The sequence below is a fragment of the Pseudonocardia sp. ICBG162 genome (assembly GCF_020496225.1).
GTDB lineage: Bacteria > Actinomycetota > Actinomycetes > Mycobacteriales > Pseudonocardiaceae > Pseudonocardia > Pseudonocardia alni.
The window spans coordinates 596,345-612,133 of sequence record NZ_JAHLJD010000013.1; the positions used below are offsets into that span (position 1 = coordinate 596,345).

At 76.0% G+C, this 15,789-nt stretch carries 10 protein-coding genes; 7 read left to right on the top strand and 3 right to left on the bottom strand.

Annotated elements, in window-relative coordinates; all coding sequences use genetic code 11:
• Positions 1 to 3 precede the first annotated feature (3 nt).
• From meaB to KPL60_RS06145, 3 genes are all read right to left on the bottom strand, one after another.
• Positions 4 to 987 carry a methylmalonyl Co-A mutase-associated GTPase MeaB gene (gene meaB / locus KPL60_RS06135; protein ID WP_226357078.1) on the bottom strand — a complete coding sequence of 328 codons (984 nt, stop codon included), beginning with the start codon at positions 985 to 987 and terminating at the stop codon, positions 4 to 6.
• Between the two features lie 82 nt (positions 988 to 1,069).
• Positions 1,070 to 3,280, bottom strand: coding sequence for a methylmalonyl-CoA mutase (scpA, locus tag KPL60_RS06140; RefSeq protein WP_374203881.1), 2,211 nt, complete (start codon positions 3,278 to 3,280; stop codon positions 1,070 to 1,072).
• A complete protein-coding gene (locus KPL60_RS06145; RefSeq protein WP_226365184.1) occupies positions 3,277 to 5,208 on the bottom strand; it encodes a methylmalonyl-CoA mutase family protein in 1,932 nt (643 codons plus the stop codon). Before KPL60_RS06145 ends, scpA begins: the two co-directional genes overlap by 4 nt.
• A gap of 259 nt (positions 5,209 to 5,467) precedes the next feature.
• Between KPL60_RS06145 and KPL60_RS06150 the strand changes: the two genes are divergently transcribed.
• From KPL60_RS06150 to KPL60_RS06180, 7 genes are all read left to right on the top strand, one after another.
• Positions 5,468 to 5,962 carry a DUF3237 domain-containing protein gene (locus tag KPL60_RS06150; RefSeq protein ID WP_226357076.1) on the top strand — a complete coding sequence of 165 codons (495 nt, stop codon included), beginning with the start codon at positions 5,468 to 5,470 and terminating at the stop codon, positions 5,960 to 5,962.
• A 51-nt stretch (positions 5,963 to 6,013) separates the two neighbouring features.
• Positions 6,014 to 6,610, top strand: coding sequence for a sulfite oxidase-like oxidoreductase (locus KPL60_RS06155; RefSeq protein ID WP_226365185.1), 597 nt, complete (start codon positions 6,014 to 6,016; stop codon positions 6,608 to 6,610).
• A 2-nt stretch (positions 6,611 to 6,612) separates the two neighbouring features.
• Positions 6,613 to 7,341, top strand: a complete 729-nt coding sequence (locus tag KPL60_RS06160; RefSeq protein ID WP_226365186.1) for an FAD-binding oxidoreductase — start codon at positions 6,613 to 6,615, stop codon at positions 7,339 to 7,341.
• Between the two features lie 67 nt (positions 7,342 to 7,408).
• On the top strand, positions 7,409 to 8,338 hold the full coding sequence (locus KPL60_RS06165; protein WP_226357073.1) for an alpha/beta hydrolase: 930 nt from the start codon (positions 7,409 to 7,411) through the stop codon (positions 8,336 to 8,338).
• A 242-nt stretch (positions 8,339 to 8,580) separates the two neighbouring features.
• Positions 8,581 to 13,302 carry a Pls/PosA family non-ribosomal peptide synthetase gene (locus KPL60_RS06170; protein ID WP_305080673.1) on the top strand — a complete coding sequence of 1,574 codons (4,722 nt, stop codon included), beginning with the start codon at positions 8,581 to 8,583 and terminating at the stop codon, positions 13,300 to 13,302.
• Positions 13,299 to 14,000, top strand: coding sequence for a BPL-N domain-containing protein (locus KPL60_RS06175; RefSeq protein WP_226365187.1), 702 nt, complete (start codon positions 13,299 to 13,301; stop codon positions 13,998 to 14,000). The genes KPL60_RS06170 and KPL60_RS06175 overlap by 4 nt, the downstream gene beginning before the upstream one ends.
• Positions 13,997 to 15,739 (top strand): heparan-alpha-glucosaminide N-acetyltransferase domain-containing protein, encoded by a 1,743-nt coding sequence (locus tag KPL60_RS06180; protein WP_226365188.1) that lies wholly within the window; start codon positions 13,997 to 13,999, stop codon positions 15,737 to 15,739. Before KPL60_RS06175 ends, KPL60_RS06180 begins: the two co-directional genes overlap by 4 nt.
• Positions 15,740 to 15,789 lie beyond the last annotated feature (50 nt).

Sequence of the window (15,789 nt, forward strand, 5' to 3'; positions counted from 1 at the left end):
GGTTCAGCCCAGGACGTCGAGGATCTGCTGAGCGGCGAGGGTGGGGGTGAGGCCGCCGTCGCGGACCTCGGCGGTGAGCTTCGGGAGCCGCTCGGCCGTCGCCGGGTCGTGCAGCACCCGGTCCATGAGCCGGTCGCGCACCATCTGCCACATCCACTCGACCTGCTGGTCGGCGCGCCGGGTCGCGAGCTCGCCGCCCTTGTCGAGGGCCTCCCGGTGGGCGGTGACCTTCTCCCACACGGTGTCCAGGCCCTTCCCGGTCTGCGCGGAGCAGGACAGCACGGGGGTGCGCCAGTGCGCCGAGGTGGGGGTCATCATGTGCAGCGCGCCGGCGAGCTCGCGGGCCGCGGCGCGGGCGTCGCGCTCGTGCGGGCCGTCGGCCTTGTTGACGGCGACGACGTCGGCGAGCTCCAGGATGCCCTTCTTGATCCCCTGCAGCGCGTCGCCGGTGCGGGCGATGGTCAGGAACAGGAAGGTGTCGACCATCCCGGCGACGGCGGTCTCGGACTGACCGACCCCGACGGTCTCGACGAGGACGACGTCGAACCCGGCGGCCTCCATGACGACCATCGTCTCCCGGGTGCGGCGGGCGACCCCGCCGAGCGTGCCCGCCGAGGGCGACGGCCGCACGAACGCGTCCGGGTCGACGGCCAGGCGCGGCATCCGGGTCTTGTCACCCAGGATGGACCCGCGGGTACGGGTGGACGACGGGTCGACGGCGAGGACCGCCACCCGGTGGCCCCGGCCGGTGAGCGTGGAGCCCATCGCCTCGATGAAGGTCGACTTCCCGACCCCGGGCACCCCGGAGATGCCGACCCGCACCGCGTGCCCGGCCTTCGGGGTCAGCTCCAGGAGCAGCTCCTGGGCGGCCCGCTGGTGGTCGGGCCTGCTGGACTCGACCAGGGTGATCGCCCGGGCGAGCAGGGTGCGGTCGCCGGCCAGGACCCCGCGGGCGAGCTCCGCGGGGTCGGGGACGCGAGGGGCCATCGGCGGGACTCTCCTTGCGGGTCGGCACCGCGCCCGGTGCGCGGGGAGGCGCACCGGGCACGGCGACGGCGGCGGGCGTGGCTCAGTCGGCGTAGACGGTGCCGGCCTGCGCGGACGTGTCCGGCTCGTCGTGGCCGAGCGCGGCGGCCAGCTTGCCGAGCAGGTCGACCGCGGCCTCGGCGATGACCGTGCCGGGCGGGAACACCGCGGCCGCGCCCATCTCCAGCAGCTCCGGCACGTCCGCGGGCGGGATGACCCCGCCGACGACGACCATGATGTCGTCGCGCCCCAGCTCGGCGAGCTCGCGGCGCAGCTCCGGGACCAGCGTGAGGTGCCCGGCGGCCAGCGAGCTGGCGCCGATCACGTGCACGTCGGACTCGGCGGCCTGCTTCGCGACCTCTGCCGGGGTCTGGAACAGCGGCCCCACGTCGACGTCGAAGCCGATGTCGGCGAACGCGGTCGAGATGACCTTCTGGCCGCGGTCGTGGCCGTCCTGGCCCATCTTCGCGACCAGGATGCGGGGCTGGCGGCCCTCGTGGCCGGCGAACTCGGAGACGAGCTCGCGGGCGCGGTCGATCGCCGGGTTCTGCCCGGCCTCGGCGGAGTACACACCGGAGATGATGCGGATCTGTCCGGCGTGGCGGCCGAAGACCTTCTCGAGTGCGTCGGAGATCTCCCCGACCGTGGCCTGGTCGCGGGCCGCGTTCACGGCCAGCTGGAGCAGGTTCTCGTCGTCGGAGCGCGACGAGCCCTCGGCGATCTTCTCCGCGGCGCCGGTGAGCGCGCGCAGCGCCTCGTCGACGGCGCGGTCGTCGCGGTCGGCACGCAGCCGGGCGAGCTTGTCGAGCTGCTCGCGGCGGACGTTCGCGTTGTCGACCTTGAGCACGTCGATCTGCTCGTCGGCCTCGACGACGTACTTGTTGATGCCGATGACCGGCTGGCGGCCGGAGTCGATCCGAGCCTGGGTGCGGGCCGCGGCCTCCTCGACGCGCATCTTCGGGATGCCGGCGTCGATGGCCTGGGCCATGCCGCCCGCCTTCTCGACCTCGTCGATGTGCGCCCACGCCCGCTTCGCGATGTCGTAGGTGAGCTTCTCGACGTAGTACGAGCCGCCCCACGGGTCGACGACGTTCGTGGTGCCCGACTCCTGCTGCAGCAGCAGCTGGGTGTTGCGGGCGATCCGGGCGGAGAAGTCCGTCGGCAGCGCGAGGGCCTCGTCGAGGGCGTTGGTGTGCAGCGACTGGGTGTGGCCCTGGGTCGCGGCCATCGCCTCGATGCAGGTGCGGACGACGTTGTTGTAGACGTCCTGGGCGGTCAGCGACCAGCCGGAGGTCTGCGAGTGCGTCCGCAGCGACAGCGACTTGGCGCTCTGCGGCTCGAACCGGTTCACGAGCTTCGACCAGAGCAGGCGCGCGGCCCGCATCTTGGCGACCTCCATGAAGAAGTTCATGCCGATCGCCCAGAAGAAGCTCAGCCGCGGCGCGAACTTGTCGATGTCCAGGCCCGCGTCGACCCCGGCCCGCAGGTACTCCACGCCGTCGGCGAGGGTGTAGGCGAGCTCCAGGTCGTTGGTCGCCCCCGCCTCCTGGATGTGGTACCCGGAGATGGAGATCGAGTTGAACTTCGGCATCTTCCGGCTGGTGAAGCTGAAGATGTCGGAGATGATCTGCATCGACGGCTGCGGCGGGTAGATGTAGGTGTTGCGGACCATGAACTCCTTCAGAATGTCGTTCTGAATGGTTCCGGTCAGCTTCTCGGGGCTCACGCCCTGTTCCTCGGCGGCGACGATGTAGAGCGCCAGCACCGGGAGCACGGCGCCGTTCATCGTCATCGACACCGACATCTTGTCCAGCGGGATGCCGTCGAAGAGCTGGCGCATGTCGAGGATCGAGTCGATCGCGACACCGGCCATGCCGACGTCGCCGGAGACGCGGGGGTGGTCGGAGTCGTAGCCGCGGTGGGTGGCCAGGTCGAACGCGATCGACAGGCCCTTCTGCCCGGCGGCGAGGTTGCGCCGGTAGAACGCGTTGGACTCCGCGGCCGTGGAGAACCCGGCGTACTGGCGCACCGTCCACGGCTGGTTGGTGTACATCGTCGGGTACGGCCCGCGCAGGTACGGGGTGATGCCCGGGTAGGTGTGCAGGAAGTCGACGCCGGCGAGGTCGTCGGCGGTGTAGAGCGGCTTGACGCCGATCCCCTCCGGCGCCTCCCAGACGTCGGCGGAGCCGGTCCAGGCGGTCGCGGGGGTGGTGTCGCCCAGGAGCGGCACGCCGGTGAAGTCGGGAATGCTCACTTCGAGCCCTCCAGGTGGGTGTACACGTCGTCGAGGACGGCGAGGGCGTCGCAGCCGGCGAACAGGTAGCCGTCGACACCGGGCACCTCGTCCTTCGGCTTCCCCGCGAGCAGGATGCGCGCGGCACCGGCCTCGCGCAGCGCGGCGGCGGTCTCGGCGGCCCGCTCGTCGTAGAGCCTGTCCGAGGAGCAGAGCACCACGACCGGCGTGCCGTCCTTGCCGTAGGCCTCGACGACGTCGGCGGTGGAGTCGGTCGGGCCGGCGTCGACGGTGTCGACGCCACCGGCGGCCAGCAGGTTGCGGGTGAACCCGGCGCGGGCGGTGTAGACCGCGAGCGGGCCGAGGGTGGCGAGGAAGGCGGTGGGGCGCGAACCCGTCTCGCCCAGCAGCGCGTCGGAGCGGTCCCGGTGGGCCTCGTAGGCCTCGGCGGGGCGGTAGAGCGGCAGCCCCCCGCGCTCGACGGCCGGCGGCAGCGGGGTGCGCTCGACCGGCTTCTCGTTCAGGTCGGGGAACTCCGAGACGCCGGTGAGCGGCGTCCTCCGCCTCGCGACGTCGGCCTCGCGGCGGGCGCGGACCTCGCCGACCCGCTCGGCGACCAGGCCGGAGTCGAGCGCGGCGACGGCGCCGCCCGCGGCCTCGATCTCGACGAAGAACTCCCAGGCCAGCCGGGCGAGGTCGTCGGTGAGGTGCTCGATGTACCAGGAGCCGCCGCCCGGGTCGATGACCCGCGCCAGGTGCGACTCCTCGACGAGCAGGTTCTGGGTGTTGCGGGCGACGCGGCGGGAGAACGGCTCGGCGACGCCGAGGGCGGCGTCGAACGGCGGCACGGTGACCGCGTCGGCCCCGCCGACGCCCGCGGCGAACCCGGCGACGGTGCCGCGGAGCATGTTGACCCACGGGTCGCGGCGGGTGAACAGCGCCTCGGGGACGGTGGCGTGCTGGGTCTGCGGCACGTCGGTGACGCCGGAGGCCTCCAGCACCCGGGCCCACAGCCGCCGGCCGGCGCGCAGGGCGGCGATCGTCGGGAACTGCTCGGGGGTGGCGGCGTAGCGGAACTCGAGCAGCCGGGCCGCGTCGGCGACGGCGATCCCGGCCGCGTCGAGCACCCGCAGGTAGGCGACGCCCGCGGCCAGGGACCAGCCCAGCTCCTGGGCGTCGGAGCCGCCCGCCTCGCGGATCACGGTCGCGTCGACGGTGACCGCGGTGACCTTGCCGAAGGTGCCGTGGACGCGGCGGGCGACCTCGACGACCGAGTCGACGTCCGGGCCGGACCCCGCGCGGGCGCGCAGCCCGATCGGGTCCACGCCCAGCGAGCCGAGCAGCTCGGCGTCCTCGACGCCGTTGCGCGCGGCCAGGTCCAGATAGGCGTGCGCGGCGGCGACCTGCTCGGTCCCGGCGTCGAGGGCGACCCCGGCCAGGTCCAGGTGCACGCCCTCCAGGCCGCGCGCCAGGTCGGCGACGGCGACGCCGCCCTCGCCCACGCGCAGCCACACCGAGGTGACGCCGCACTCCAGGTCGGCCAGCACGGCCTCGCGGACGGCGGCCGGGTCGGTGCCGGCGTGGCGCTGGCGGATGTCCCAGCCGTCGGGAACGTGCCCCTCGGTGCGGGCGCCGCGGGTGAACGGCCACGACCCCGGCACGCCGGTGGGCGGCAGGTCGGTGGTGTCCTCGTCGGCGTAGAGCGGCGCGACACGGATGCCGTCGGGCGAGGTGCGGGTCAGGGTCTCGACCCCGGCCCCGAGCTCGGCGTCCTCGCCGATCCGGCCCGACTTGCGCACCACCGCGTCGGCGGCGGCGAGCCACTGGTCGCGGGTGACCGGGTCGAAGGCGCCCGCCAGGACCAGCTCCTCCGGCTCCACCGGACCGTCCACGGCAGAGCCCTCCGGACCGGCTGCGCGGTCGACCGCGCTGCGGTCACTGTCCGTCATCCGCTCTGTTCTCCTCACCGGCCCGCGGGGCGGCCTCGTTGCCCGCCGGATGGCGCCGTCGTCGACGCCACCGAAGTGCAGCGGAGTCTAGTGAGCCGGTGCCGCCGGGGGCATGCGCTGTGGCGAGGCGCGCACGGCCTGTGATGCACCCGACTGGCGCAGCGGGACCGTCCGGGGGCCTCGCGGCGTACACCCGGCGGTTCCCCGCCGGTAGTCCTCATGGGTAGCCCCGGGCGGCCCCGGACGCCAGTCTGGGGCCGTGTCGACTCCCGGACCCGCACCCGCCGTCCCCGGGCTGACCCAGGTCGCCCGCGTCCACGTCCTGCTCGACCCGCCGCTGGAGGTCGGCCGGACCCCGTTCGGCCGGGAGCGGGAGATCCCCATCGTCGGCGGCACGGTCTCAGGGCCCGGCCGCGACGGCGAGGGGCTGCACGGCGAGGTGCTCCGCGGCGGCGCCGACCGCCAGCGGGTGCTCGACGACGGCACCGCCGTGATCGACACCCGCTACACCGTGGCGCTGCGGTCGGGGCACCTGTTGCAGCTGGCGACGGCGGGCTACCGGACCGGCCCGGCCCCGGTCCTCGACGCGCTGCTCGCCGGGGAGCCTGTCGACCCGGCCCGCTACTACTTCCGGGTCGTCGTCGACGCCCGGACCGCCGACCCGGACCTGGCCTGGCTCAACACCGCGGTGCTCGTCGGCTCCGCGGTCCGCACCGCCGACGCGGTCGCCTACGTCGCCTACCTCGTGACCTGAGACGGGCGGGAACAACCGGGGGTGGGGGTGCATTGTGGTCGGCATGCCCCCGTGACCCGAGGATTCGTCGGGCGCAGGCCGCGGGACCGGCGGCTGCCACCCGGCCAGTACGACGCCGGTGACCAGTGGCCGGTGCTGACCGCCGAACGCGCCCCCACCCTGGACACCGCCCGCTGGACCTTCCGCATCGACGGCCTCGTGCAGCGCCCGGTCGAGTGGATCTGGGACGAGATCCGCGCCCTGCCCCGCGAACGCTGGTACGGCGACATCCACTGCGTCACCACCTGGTCGAAGTTCGGGATGCGCTGGAGCGGGGTCGCGGTCGACACGCTGCTGGAGGCCGCGGGGCCGCTGCCGGAGGCGCAGTTCGCCGTCGCGCACTCGCACTCGGGCTACACCACGAACATGCCGCTGTCCGACCTCACCGGCGGCCGGGCGTGGCTGGCGTTCGAGGCGCAGGGCGCGCCGCTGACCCGCGAGCACGGCGGCCCGGCGCGGCTGCTGGTGCCGCACCTGTACTTCTGGAAGAGCGCGAAGTGGGTCGCCGGGCTGCGCCTGACCGCCGAGGACGAGCCCGGCTTCTGGGAGCGCAACGGCTACCACGACCGCGGCGACCCGTGGTCCGAGCAGCGCTTCCAGGGCGACTGACCGTGGACACCACCCCGGCAACCACCCCCCGCCGGACCCTGCGCTGGCAGGCCGCGACCGTGCTGTCGGTGCACGACGAGGCCCCGGGGGTGCGGACGTTCCGGCTCGGTCTGGCCGAGCCCGCCACGCACCTGCCGGGCCAGTACTACGTGCTGCGCCTGACCGCCGAGGACGGCTACACCGCACAGCGCTCCTACTCGGTGGCCTCCGCGCCCGACGGGCGGCCGGAGATCGCGCTGACCGTCGAACGTCTCGACGACGGCGAGGTGTCGGAGTTCCTGCACGACGTCGCCGTCGTCGGGGACGTGCTGGAGGTCCGCGGGCCGGTCGGCGGCTGGTTCGCCTGGGACGGGGTCTCCCCCGCGCTGCTGGTCGGCGGCGGCTCCGGCCAGGTCCCGCTGGCCGCGATGCTGCGTCACGCCCGCGCCACCGGCCGTCCCGACCTGGTCCGGATGCTGGTCTCGGTCCGCACCCCCGACGACCTGTTCTACGGCGAGGAGTTCACCGGTCCCCCGGTCACCACGGTGTTCACCCGGACCGCCCCGCCCGGCGCGGACCGCCCGGCGGGCCAGCTCACCCTCGCCGACCTCGCCCCGCTGGTCCGTGGCGGGGAGACCGCGTTCGTGTGCGGCTCCCCCGCGTTCGCCGCCGCCGCGGCCGACCTGCTCGCCGCCGCCGGGGTCCCCGACCACGCGATCCGGATCGAGCAGTTCGGGCCGACCGGGGCCTGACCCTGCGGCCCGCCGCGGGGGTGCGGCAGGATGACGCCGCCCCGCCCGCGCACCGCAGGAGCCGACGATGACCGTCACCCCCGCCGAGACGTCGTTCCCGAGCGGCGGGCTGCGCTGTGCGGCCTGGCACCTCGCCCCGGCCGGCGACGCGCTCGCGAACGACCGCGGCCGCCCCTGCGTGGTCATGGCGCACGGCTTCGGCGCCACCCGCGACTCCGGGCTGCTGCCCTTCGCGCAGCGTTTCGCCGCCGCGGGCTGCGCGGTGCTCGTGTTCGACTACCGCGGGTTCGGCGCCTCCGACGGCACCGGCGACCCCCGCCTGGACCAGGACGTCCACCACGGCAGGCACCGCGCCGACTACCACGCCGCGATCGCGCACGCCCGCACGCTGCCCGGCGTCGACCCCGAGCGGATCGTGCTGTGGGGCAGCTCGTACTCCGGCGGGCACGTCGTCCCGGTCGCCGCCCGCGACGGGCAGGTCGCCGCGGTGATCTCCCAGGGCGCGGCGATGGACGGGACCGCCGCGCTGCTGGAGATCCTGCGCTACGCCGGGCCCGGGCAGCTGGCCCGCCTCACCGGGCACGGGCTGCGCGACGCCGCCGCCGGGCTGCTCGGACGTCCGCCGCACCGGATCGCGGTGTTCGGACCGCCCGGGTCGACCGCGGCGATCACCTCGCACGACGCCGAGAGCGGCTACTCCTCGATCACCGGGCCCGGGTTCCGCAACACCATGCGGGCCCGGGGCGCGCTGCGGATCCCGCTGAACCGGCCGGTGACGGCGGCGGCGCGGCTGCGGGCGCCGATCCTCGTCGTCGTCGCGGCGCGGGACTCGATCGCGCCGCCGGCGTCGGTGCGCGCGGTGGCCGCGCGGGCCGGGGCGGGCTCGGAGGTGCTGGAGCTGCCGTGCGGGCACTTCGACATCTACCTCGGCGCGATGTTCGAGCGGTCCGTGACCGCACAGGTGGACTTCCTGCGCCGCACGCTCGCCGTCGTCTGACTGGGCCGGACGGAGGACCCGGAGGCCCCGGCTGGGGCAGCGCGGCCTGTGAGCGGCCACACTCCGTAAAAGTGAGTACCTGTCGCTTACTCGCTCGCCGTAACAGGCCCCCGCCCCCGTGGCGATGTCACGGGGGACCACGGCGGCCTCACCGGTCCGTACCCCTGAACCCACAGGGTGCTCCCCAGCTTCGACCGGAGGAAGCGTTCCGTCGCCGTGTAGGGAGATGACGGCACGTGACGATGTCCCCGCCCCGCGCGGGGGTCGCCGTGGCGCGCCCGGCCCCGGCCGGTGCGCCCGCGCGGCACCCGGACCGCCTGCACCGGTTCTTCGAGGCCACGGTCGCCCGGACCCCGCGGGCGGTCGCGCTGCAGGACGGCGGCCTGGAGCTGACCTACGCCGAGCTGGACGCGCGCGCGAACCAGCTCGCCCGCCACCTGGCCGGGCTCGGCGCGGGCCCGGGCCGTCGCGTCGGGATCCTGCTGCACCGGACCTGGCGGACCTACGCGGTGCTGCTGGCGATCGGCAAGACCGGCGCCGCGTTCGTCCCGATCGACCCGGCGGCCCCGGCGGACCGGGTCGGCTACATCCGCGACGACGCCGGGCTGGACCTGCTGGTCACCACCTCGGACCTGGCGGGCGAGCTGCCCACGCCCGGCCTGGTGCTGCTCGACACCTGCGTCGACGCCGTCGCCGCGCTGCCCCGTCACCCGCTCGCCCCGGTCGCGGTCGACCCGGACCCGGCGCCGCTGGCCTACATCATCTACACCTCGGGATCCAGCGGGCGGCCCAAGGGCGTCGCGATCGCCCACCCGAGCATCTGCAACTTCGTGCACGTCATCACCCGCGTCTACGACGTCCGCCCGCACGACCGCGTCTACCAGGGCATGACGATCTCCTTCGACTTCTCGATCGAGGAGATCTGGCCGACCTTCGCGGCCGGGGCGACGCTGGTGGTCGGGCCGACGGACTCGCGCCGGATCGGCGCGGAGCTTGGCGACTTCCTCGCCGACACCGGCGTCACCGTGCTGTGCTGCGTGCCGACCCTGCTGGCGACGATCCCGCGGGAGCTGCCCGCGCTGCGCACCCTGCTCGTCGGCGGCGAGGCCTGCCCGGCCGGCCTGGTGGAGCGCTGGGCGCGCCCCGGGCGGCGGATGCTCAACACCTACGGCCCCACCGAGACCACCGTGACCTGCACCTGGGGCGAGCTGCACCCGGGGAAGCCGGTCACGATCGGGCGTCCGGTGCCGACCTACTCCGCGGTGATCCTCGACGACACCCTGCGCGAGGTCCCCCGCGGTGAGGTCGGCGAGCTCTGCATCGGTGGCCCCGGGGTCGGCATCGGCTACGTCAACCTGCCGGAGAAGACCGCGGACCGGTTCGTCCGCCACCCCGCGGCGCCTGCGAACGGCGACGGGCGGCTCTACCGCACCGGTGACCTCGCCCGGTTCGACGAGCACGGCGAGATCGTCTACCTGGGCCGCGCCGACGACGAGGTCAAGATCCGCGGGCACCGCGTCGACCTGGGCGAGATCGAGACCGTCGCGCTGGAGCACGCCGACGTGGAGAGCGCCGTGGCCGCGGTCGCGAAGACCGACGACGGCACCGGTGAGGAGCTGACCGTCTACGTCGTCCCGGCTGCCGGACCGGGCGGGCCGGTGGACCGGGCGGCGCTGTACGAGCTGCTGCGGACCCGGCTGCCCGAGTACATGGTGCCCGGCTACGTCGAGGTGCTCGACGCGCTGCCGATGATGCCCAGCGGCAAGGTCGACCGGCCGAAGCTGCCTGCCCCGTCCGGGCCGCGGATCGTGGTGGCCCACGGCCCGCACGTCGAGCCGTCGACGGAGCTGGAGACCGGGGTCCGGGCGGTGCTCGCCGAGGTGCTGGCGCTCGACGCCGGCCAAGTCTCGGTCACCGCCGACTTCTTCGACGAGCTCGGCGGGCACTCGCTGCTCGCCGCCCGGCTGGTGACCCTGCTGCGCGAGCGCGGCGTCGGCCGTTCCCCCGCGGTGCGCGACCTGTACGAGCACCCGACGGTCCGCGGCCTGGCCGCGGCGCTGGACCCCGACGCGGCGGGCGACGGCGGCGACGGCTCCGTGCCCCCGCCCCCGCGCCCGGAGCCGCTGCGCCACTCCCGGCGCCGCTACTCCGCCGCCGGGACCGCGCAGGGCGCCGCGCTGTTCGTGCTGATGCTGGTCATGACCCTGCCCGCGGCCGGGGTGTACGCCTGGCACGGCGGCCGGGTCGCCCCGGACGTGCTGGCCCAGCTCGCCCTCGGCGCCACCGCGATCTTCCTGCTGCAGCGCTGGCTGCTCGCCCCGCTCGCGGTGCGCGCGCTCACCGCCCGGGTCGCACCCGGCCGGTACCCCATGTGGGGACGGGTGCACCTGCGCCTGTGGGCCGCGGACCTGCTGCTGTCGATGTCGCCGCTGCCGGTGCTGTCCGGCGGCCCGCTCGCCCCGGCCTACCTGCGGATGCTGGGCGCCACCGTGGGCCGCGACGTGCACCTGGGCACCTCGGTGCTGTCGATGCCCGCGCTGCTGCGGATCGGCGACGGCGCCACCGTCGGCTACGGCGCCGCGCTGCGGCCCTGGACGCTGGCCGACGGCTGGGTGACCGTCGCCCCGATCGCGGTCGGCGAGGGCGCCCACGTCGGCGCCAGCGCGGTCGTCGAACCGGGTGCGGTGGTCGGCGCGGACGCCGTCGTCGGGGAGCAGTCCGCGCTCGCCGCCGACCAGGTGGTGCCGCCCGCCGAGCACTGGGCCGGGTCCCCCGCGGTGCCCGACGCCGCCGACGCCGCGGTCGCCGAGCTGACCGAACGCGGCCCGGCGCCGTCCTGGACGCGGCCGCAGCGGGCGGCCGCGCTGGCCGGGATCGTCGCGCTGGAGCTGGTGTCGCTGCTGGCGCTGGTCCCGGCGGTGCTGCTGGTGTGGTCGTCGCTGCTGCTGTTCGGCGACGGCCCCGCCCTGCTCGTCGCCGCCCTGGTCGGGCCGGTGTTCGTGGTGACGGTGTGCGTGCTGGTGGCCGTCGGCCGGTGGGCGGTCGCGCCCCGCACCGGGCCCGGGGTCTTCCCGGCGCGCTCCGCGCTGGGGCTGCGCAAGTGGTTCGGCGACAAGCTCCTCGAGATGAGCCTGACCTACACCAACTCGCTGTACTCGACGCTCTACACGGTGGGCTGGCTGCGGCTGCTCGGCGCCCGGATCGGGCGCGGCGCGGAGGTGTCCACCGCCTCGCACATCGACCCGGAGATGCTGACGATCTCCCAGGGCAGCTTCGTCGCGGACATGGCGAGCGTGGGCAGCGCGACCTTCCACAACGGCTGGATGGTCCGTCGTCCGACGCTGGTGGGGCGGCGCGCGTTCGTCGGGAACGCCGCCGTCGTCCCGGCCGGGTCGACGCTCGGCGACGAGTCGCTGGTCGGCGTCGCGACGGTGCCCCCGGCGTCGGGCGTGCCGCGCGACACCACCTGGCTGGGGTCCCCGGCGATGCACCTGCCGGTGCGCCAGGACTCCGGGGACCACCCGGAGTCGCTGACGTTCGCGCCCTCGCGGCGCCGCGTCGCCGAGCGGCTCGGCATCGAGTTCCTGCGGGCCACGCTGCCCGCCTCGGCGATCTCGGTGTCGATCTACCTGTTCCTGCAGGGGCTGTCCGACGTGGCCCGCACCGGCGCCGCGTGGCAGGTCGTGCTCGCGGCACCGGTGCTGGCGCTCGCCTCGGCGCTCGCGCTGGTCCTGCTGGTCGCAGCGGTGAAGTGGCTGGTCGTGGGCACCTACCGGCCGCGGACCGAACCGCTGTGGAGCCGGTTCGTGCGCCGCTCGGAGTTCGTCACCGGGCTCTACGAGGCCTCCGCGGTGCCCGGGCTGCTGAGCATGCTGTCCGGGACCCCGTTGCTGCCGCCGATGCTGCGGCTGCTCGGCGCCCGGATCGGACGCCGGACCTGCGTGTCGACGACCTACCTCACCGAGTACGACCTGGTGGAGATCGGGGACGACGCCGTCGTCGGGCGGGACGTGTCGCTGCAGACCCACCTGTTCGAGGACCGGGTCATGAAGATGTCGACGGTGTCGGTCGCGGACGGCGCGTCGGTCGGGGACCGGGCGATCGTGCTCTACGACGCCGTGGTCGGCGCCGGGGCGCGGCTCGACCCGCTGTCGCTGGTGATGAAGGGCGAGCACCTGCCGTCCGGCTCCCGCTACCGGGGCATCACCGCCCGCGCGGTGCCCGACGCGGCTCCGGCCGACGCGGCACCGGCCGTGCCGCCCGCCGTGCTGCCCGCCGCGGCGCCGGGGACCGTGGCCGGGACCGTGCGGGTCGCGGCCGTCGACCCGGAGCGCACGATGGTCCTCACCCGGGTGCAGGGGGCCGACGACCCGGGCCGCACGCTGCTGATGCGCTCGGTCCTGGCCGGGCGCCAGGCCCCGCGCCGCGGCAGCACCGGACGGCACCGCGCGGGGGCCGCCGGCTCGGCCGGTGCCCCCGGGACCGGGCCCGCCGGCGCCGGGCACAGCCGCCGTGCCCCCGCCGGGCCGGGCAGCACGGCCGGTGCCCCCGGGACCGGGCCCGCCGGCGCCGGGCACAGCCGCCGTGCCCCCGCCGGGCCGGGCAGCACGCCCCGTGCGCGGCACCGCCGCGCCGCCGCGGGCCACGGCGACCGCGTGGGCGCGGTCGTCGGTGCGGGCGACGGCGGGCCGGGCCGCCCGGCGCGTTCCGCGGAACGCGGACCGACCACCGGGGCAGGTCCCGTCGCACGCGGCCAGGTGCCCGCAGCGCGTTCCGCGGAACGCGGACCGACCACCGGAGCGGGTCCCGCCGCACCCGGCCCGGCTCCCGCGGCGCGTTCCGCGGAACGCACCGCACGGGCCCTCCCGGCCGTGCCGCCCCGGCCGGGACCCGGGACGGCCCCGCCTCCGGTGCCGCAGCAGCGCGACCACCACCCCGTCCGCTCCGGGCCGGGCCCGCGGTGAGCCTGTTCGGGCGGCTGCTCGGCCGCCGCGACCCGGCCCCCTCCGGTGGCGACCGCCCGGTGGCGCTGGTCTACCGCGGACCGGCGTCGCAGCCGACGGGGTGCGCGGAGTCGGTGGCGGCGCTGCTGGGGTCGTCGCGGCACGGGTTCGACGTGCACTACACCGGCCCGCGCGAACGGCTCCCGCTCACCGCGGACACCCTCGCCCGCGCCACGCTCTACGCCCAGCCCGGCGGCGGCACCCTGTCCGCGGCGTGGCGCACGATGCGGCCCGCGGCCGGCCCGCTGCGCGACTGGGTCGGCGACGGCGGCCGCTACCTCGGGTTCTGCCTGGGCGGCTACCTGGCCGGGGCCACCCCCGGGTTCGGCCTGCTGCCCGGCGACACCGACCGCTGGATCGACTCCCCCGGCGCCACCGTCGGCCACGACGGCGACGCCCTGGTCCGACTCGACTGGCGCGGCCGCGACCGCACCCTGTTCTTCCAGGACGGCCCGCACTTCCTGCTCGACTCCGGCACCGTCCTCGCCCGCTACCCCGACGGGCTCGTCGCCGCCGCCGTGACCCCGTTCGGGCACGGCCGGGTCGGCGTCGTCGGACCGCATCCCGAGGCCGGACCCGACTGGTTCGCCGACGCCGGGCTGCATCCGGCCGACGCCCGCGACCTCGGGCACCAGCTGATCGACGAGGTTCTGACATGACCCGACCGCAGCCGCCCGGCAGCCACCGCCGCGGCGCCGACCGCCCCGCGCCGCCCCGCCCGCCGGTGCCCGCCCTCGTCCCCGCACCGGGCGCGCCGTCGACCACCCCACCGCGGCCGCACACCGCCTCGCCGCACACCGCGGCCTCGTCGGCGGAGCGGCACACCGCAGCCCCGTCGAACACGGCCCCGTCGAACGCGGCCCCGTCGAGCGCGGCACTCCGGACGGACGCGCCCCGGCGCAGCGGCACCGGCACCCACCGGGCCCCGGAGGGACACCCGGACGCCGCCGCCACCCGGACCGCGAGCCGGCCGCGCCGGCCGTCCGGTCCGCCCGGTGCCGCGCCCGGGAGGACCGTCGCCGTCCCGGCCCCCCGCAGCCCGGGTCCTCCGCAGGGCCCGTCGGTACCCGCGCGGACCCTGCGCGCCGCGGCCGCACCACCGGACACCACCGAGACCACCACCGTGCTCCCGGCCACCACCCGGGCCGCGCCCGCCCCGCCCGCGGCTCCCCCGGCCGCGCCGGAGCCCGCGCCACCCCGTGAGCGGGGCTCGCGCCTGCTCGGCGTCGACGCCACCCGCGGGGTCGCGCTGCTCGGCATCATCGCCGTGCACGCCCTCGTCGAGGCCACCGACGACGGCGCCCCCACGCCCAGCTACCTCGTGTTCGGCGGCCGCTCCGCGGCGCTGTTCGCCGTCCTCGCCGGGGTCTCGTTCGCGTTCATGACCGGCCGCGCCCGGGTCCGCACCGGCCCGGACCTGCGCGCCGCGGCGGCGATGCTCGCCACCCGCGCCGGTGTCCTCATGGTGCTGGCACTGGCCCTGAGCTGGACCGACCCGTCGATCGCGGCGCTCATCCTCCCCTACTACGCGATCGCGTTCCTGCTCGCGATACCGCTGGTCGCGCTCCCGACCCGGGTCCTCGCGCCGCTCGCGGTACTGCTGTGTCTCGGGGTGCCGGTCCTCTCGCACCTGGTGCGCCCGTTCCTGCCGGTGCCCGACCTCGGCAACCCCTCGGTGCTCGACCTCGTCACCGACCCCGGCGCGCTGCTGTCGGAGCTGACCCTGACCGGCGCCTACCCGGCGGTGGTCTGGCTCGCCTACATGGCGGTCGGGATCGTCGTCGGACGCCTGCGGCTCTCGGACCGGCGCACGGCGGCGGCGCTGCTGGGCGGCGGCGTCGTCGCGGCGACGGCGGCCACCGGGCTGTCGATGTGGCTGCTCGGCCCGGGCGGCGGGTACGCCGCGATCGCCGCGGTGAGCCCGCCGGAGATCCTCGACAGCGCGCCGACGATCGCCGACGTCGTCACCGGCTACCCCGACGGCGTCACCCCCACCTCGACGTGGTGGTGGCTGGTGACCGTCGCGCCGCACTCGGGCACGCCGCTCGACGTCGTCCAGACCACCGGGTCCGCGCTCGCCGTGCTCGGCGCGGTCCTGCTCCTGGCCTCGGTCACCGTCCGCGGCGCCGGCCCGCTGCTGGGGCACCTGCTGCGCCCGCTCGCCGCCGCCGGGTCGATGACGCTGACCCTCTACGTCGGCTCGATCCTGTTCATGAACTCCCCGCTCGACGACCTGGGCCCCTGGGAGGGCTACCTGTGGCAGATCGCCGTCGCGGTCGGGATCGGGCTGGCGTGGCGGCGCGCGGTCGGGCGCGGACCCCTGGAGACCGCCGTGTCGGCGCCCGCACACGCCGTCCGCGACCGGCTGCGCGGCCGGGTCCGCGATCGGGTGGCGTAGCCGGGCGGCGCCGCACGCCGGTCGCCGCCCACGGGCACCGCGGATAGCCT

Excerpts from the sequence above, each read along its gene's own strand:
- KPL60_RS06170 (WP_305080673.1), top strand. The coding sequence starts at position 8,581 with ATGTCCCCGCCCCGCGCGGGGGTCGCCGTGGCGCGCCCGGCCCCGGCC.
- meaB (WP_226357078.1), bottom strand. The coding sequence starts at position 987 with ATGGCCCCTCGCGTCCCCGACCCCGCGGAGCTCGCCCGCGGGGTCCTG.
- KPL60_RS06165 (WP_226357073.1), top strand. The coding sequence starts at position 7,409 with ATGACCGTCACCCCCGCCGAGACGTCGTTCCCGAGCGGCGGGCTGCGC.
- KPL60_RS06145 (WP_226365184.1), bottom strand. The coding sequence starts at position 5,208 with ATGACGGACAGTGACCGCAGCGCGGTCGACCGCGCAGCCGGTCCGGAG.
- KPL60_RS06180 (WP_226365188.1), top strand. The coding sequence starts at position 13,997 with ATGACCCGACCGCAGCCGCCCGGCAGCCACCGCCGCGGCGCCGACCGC.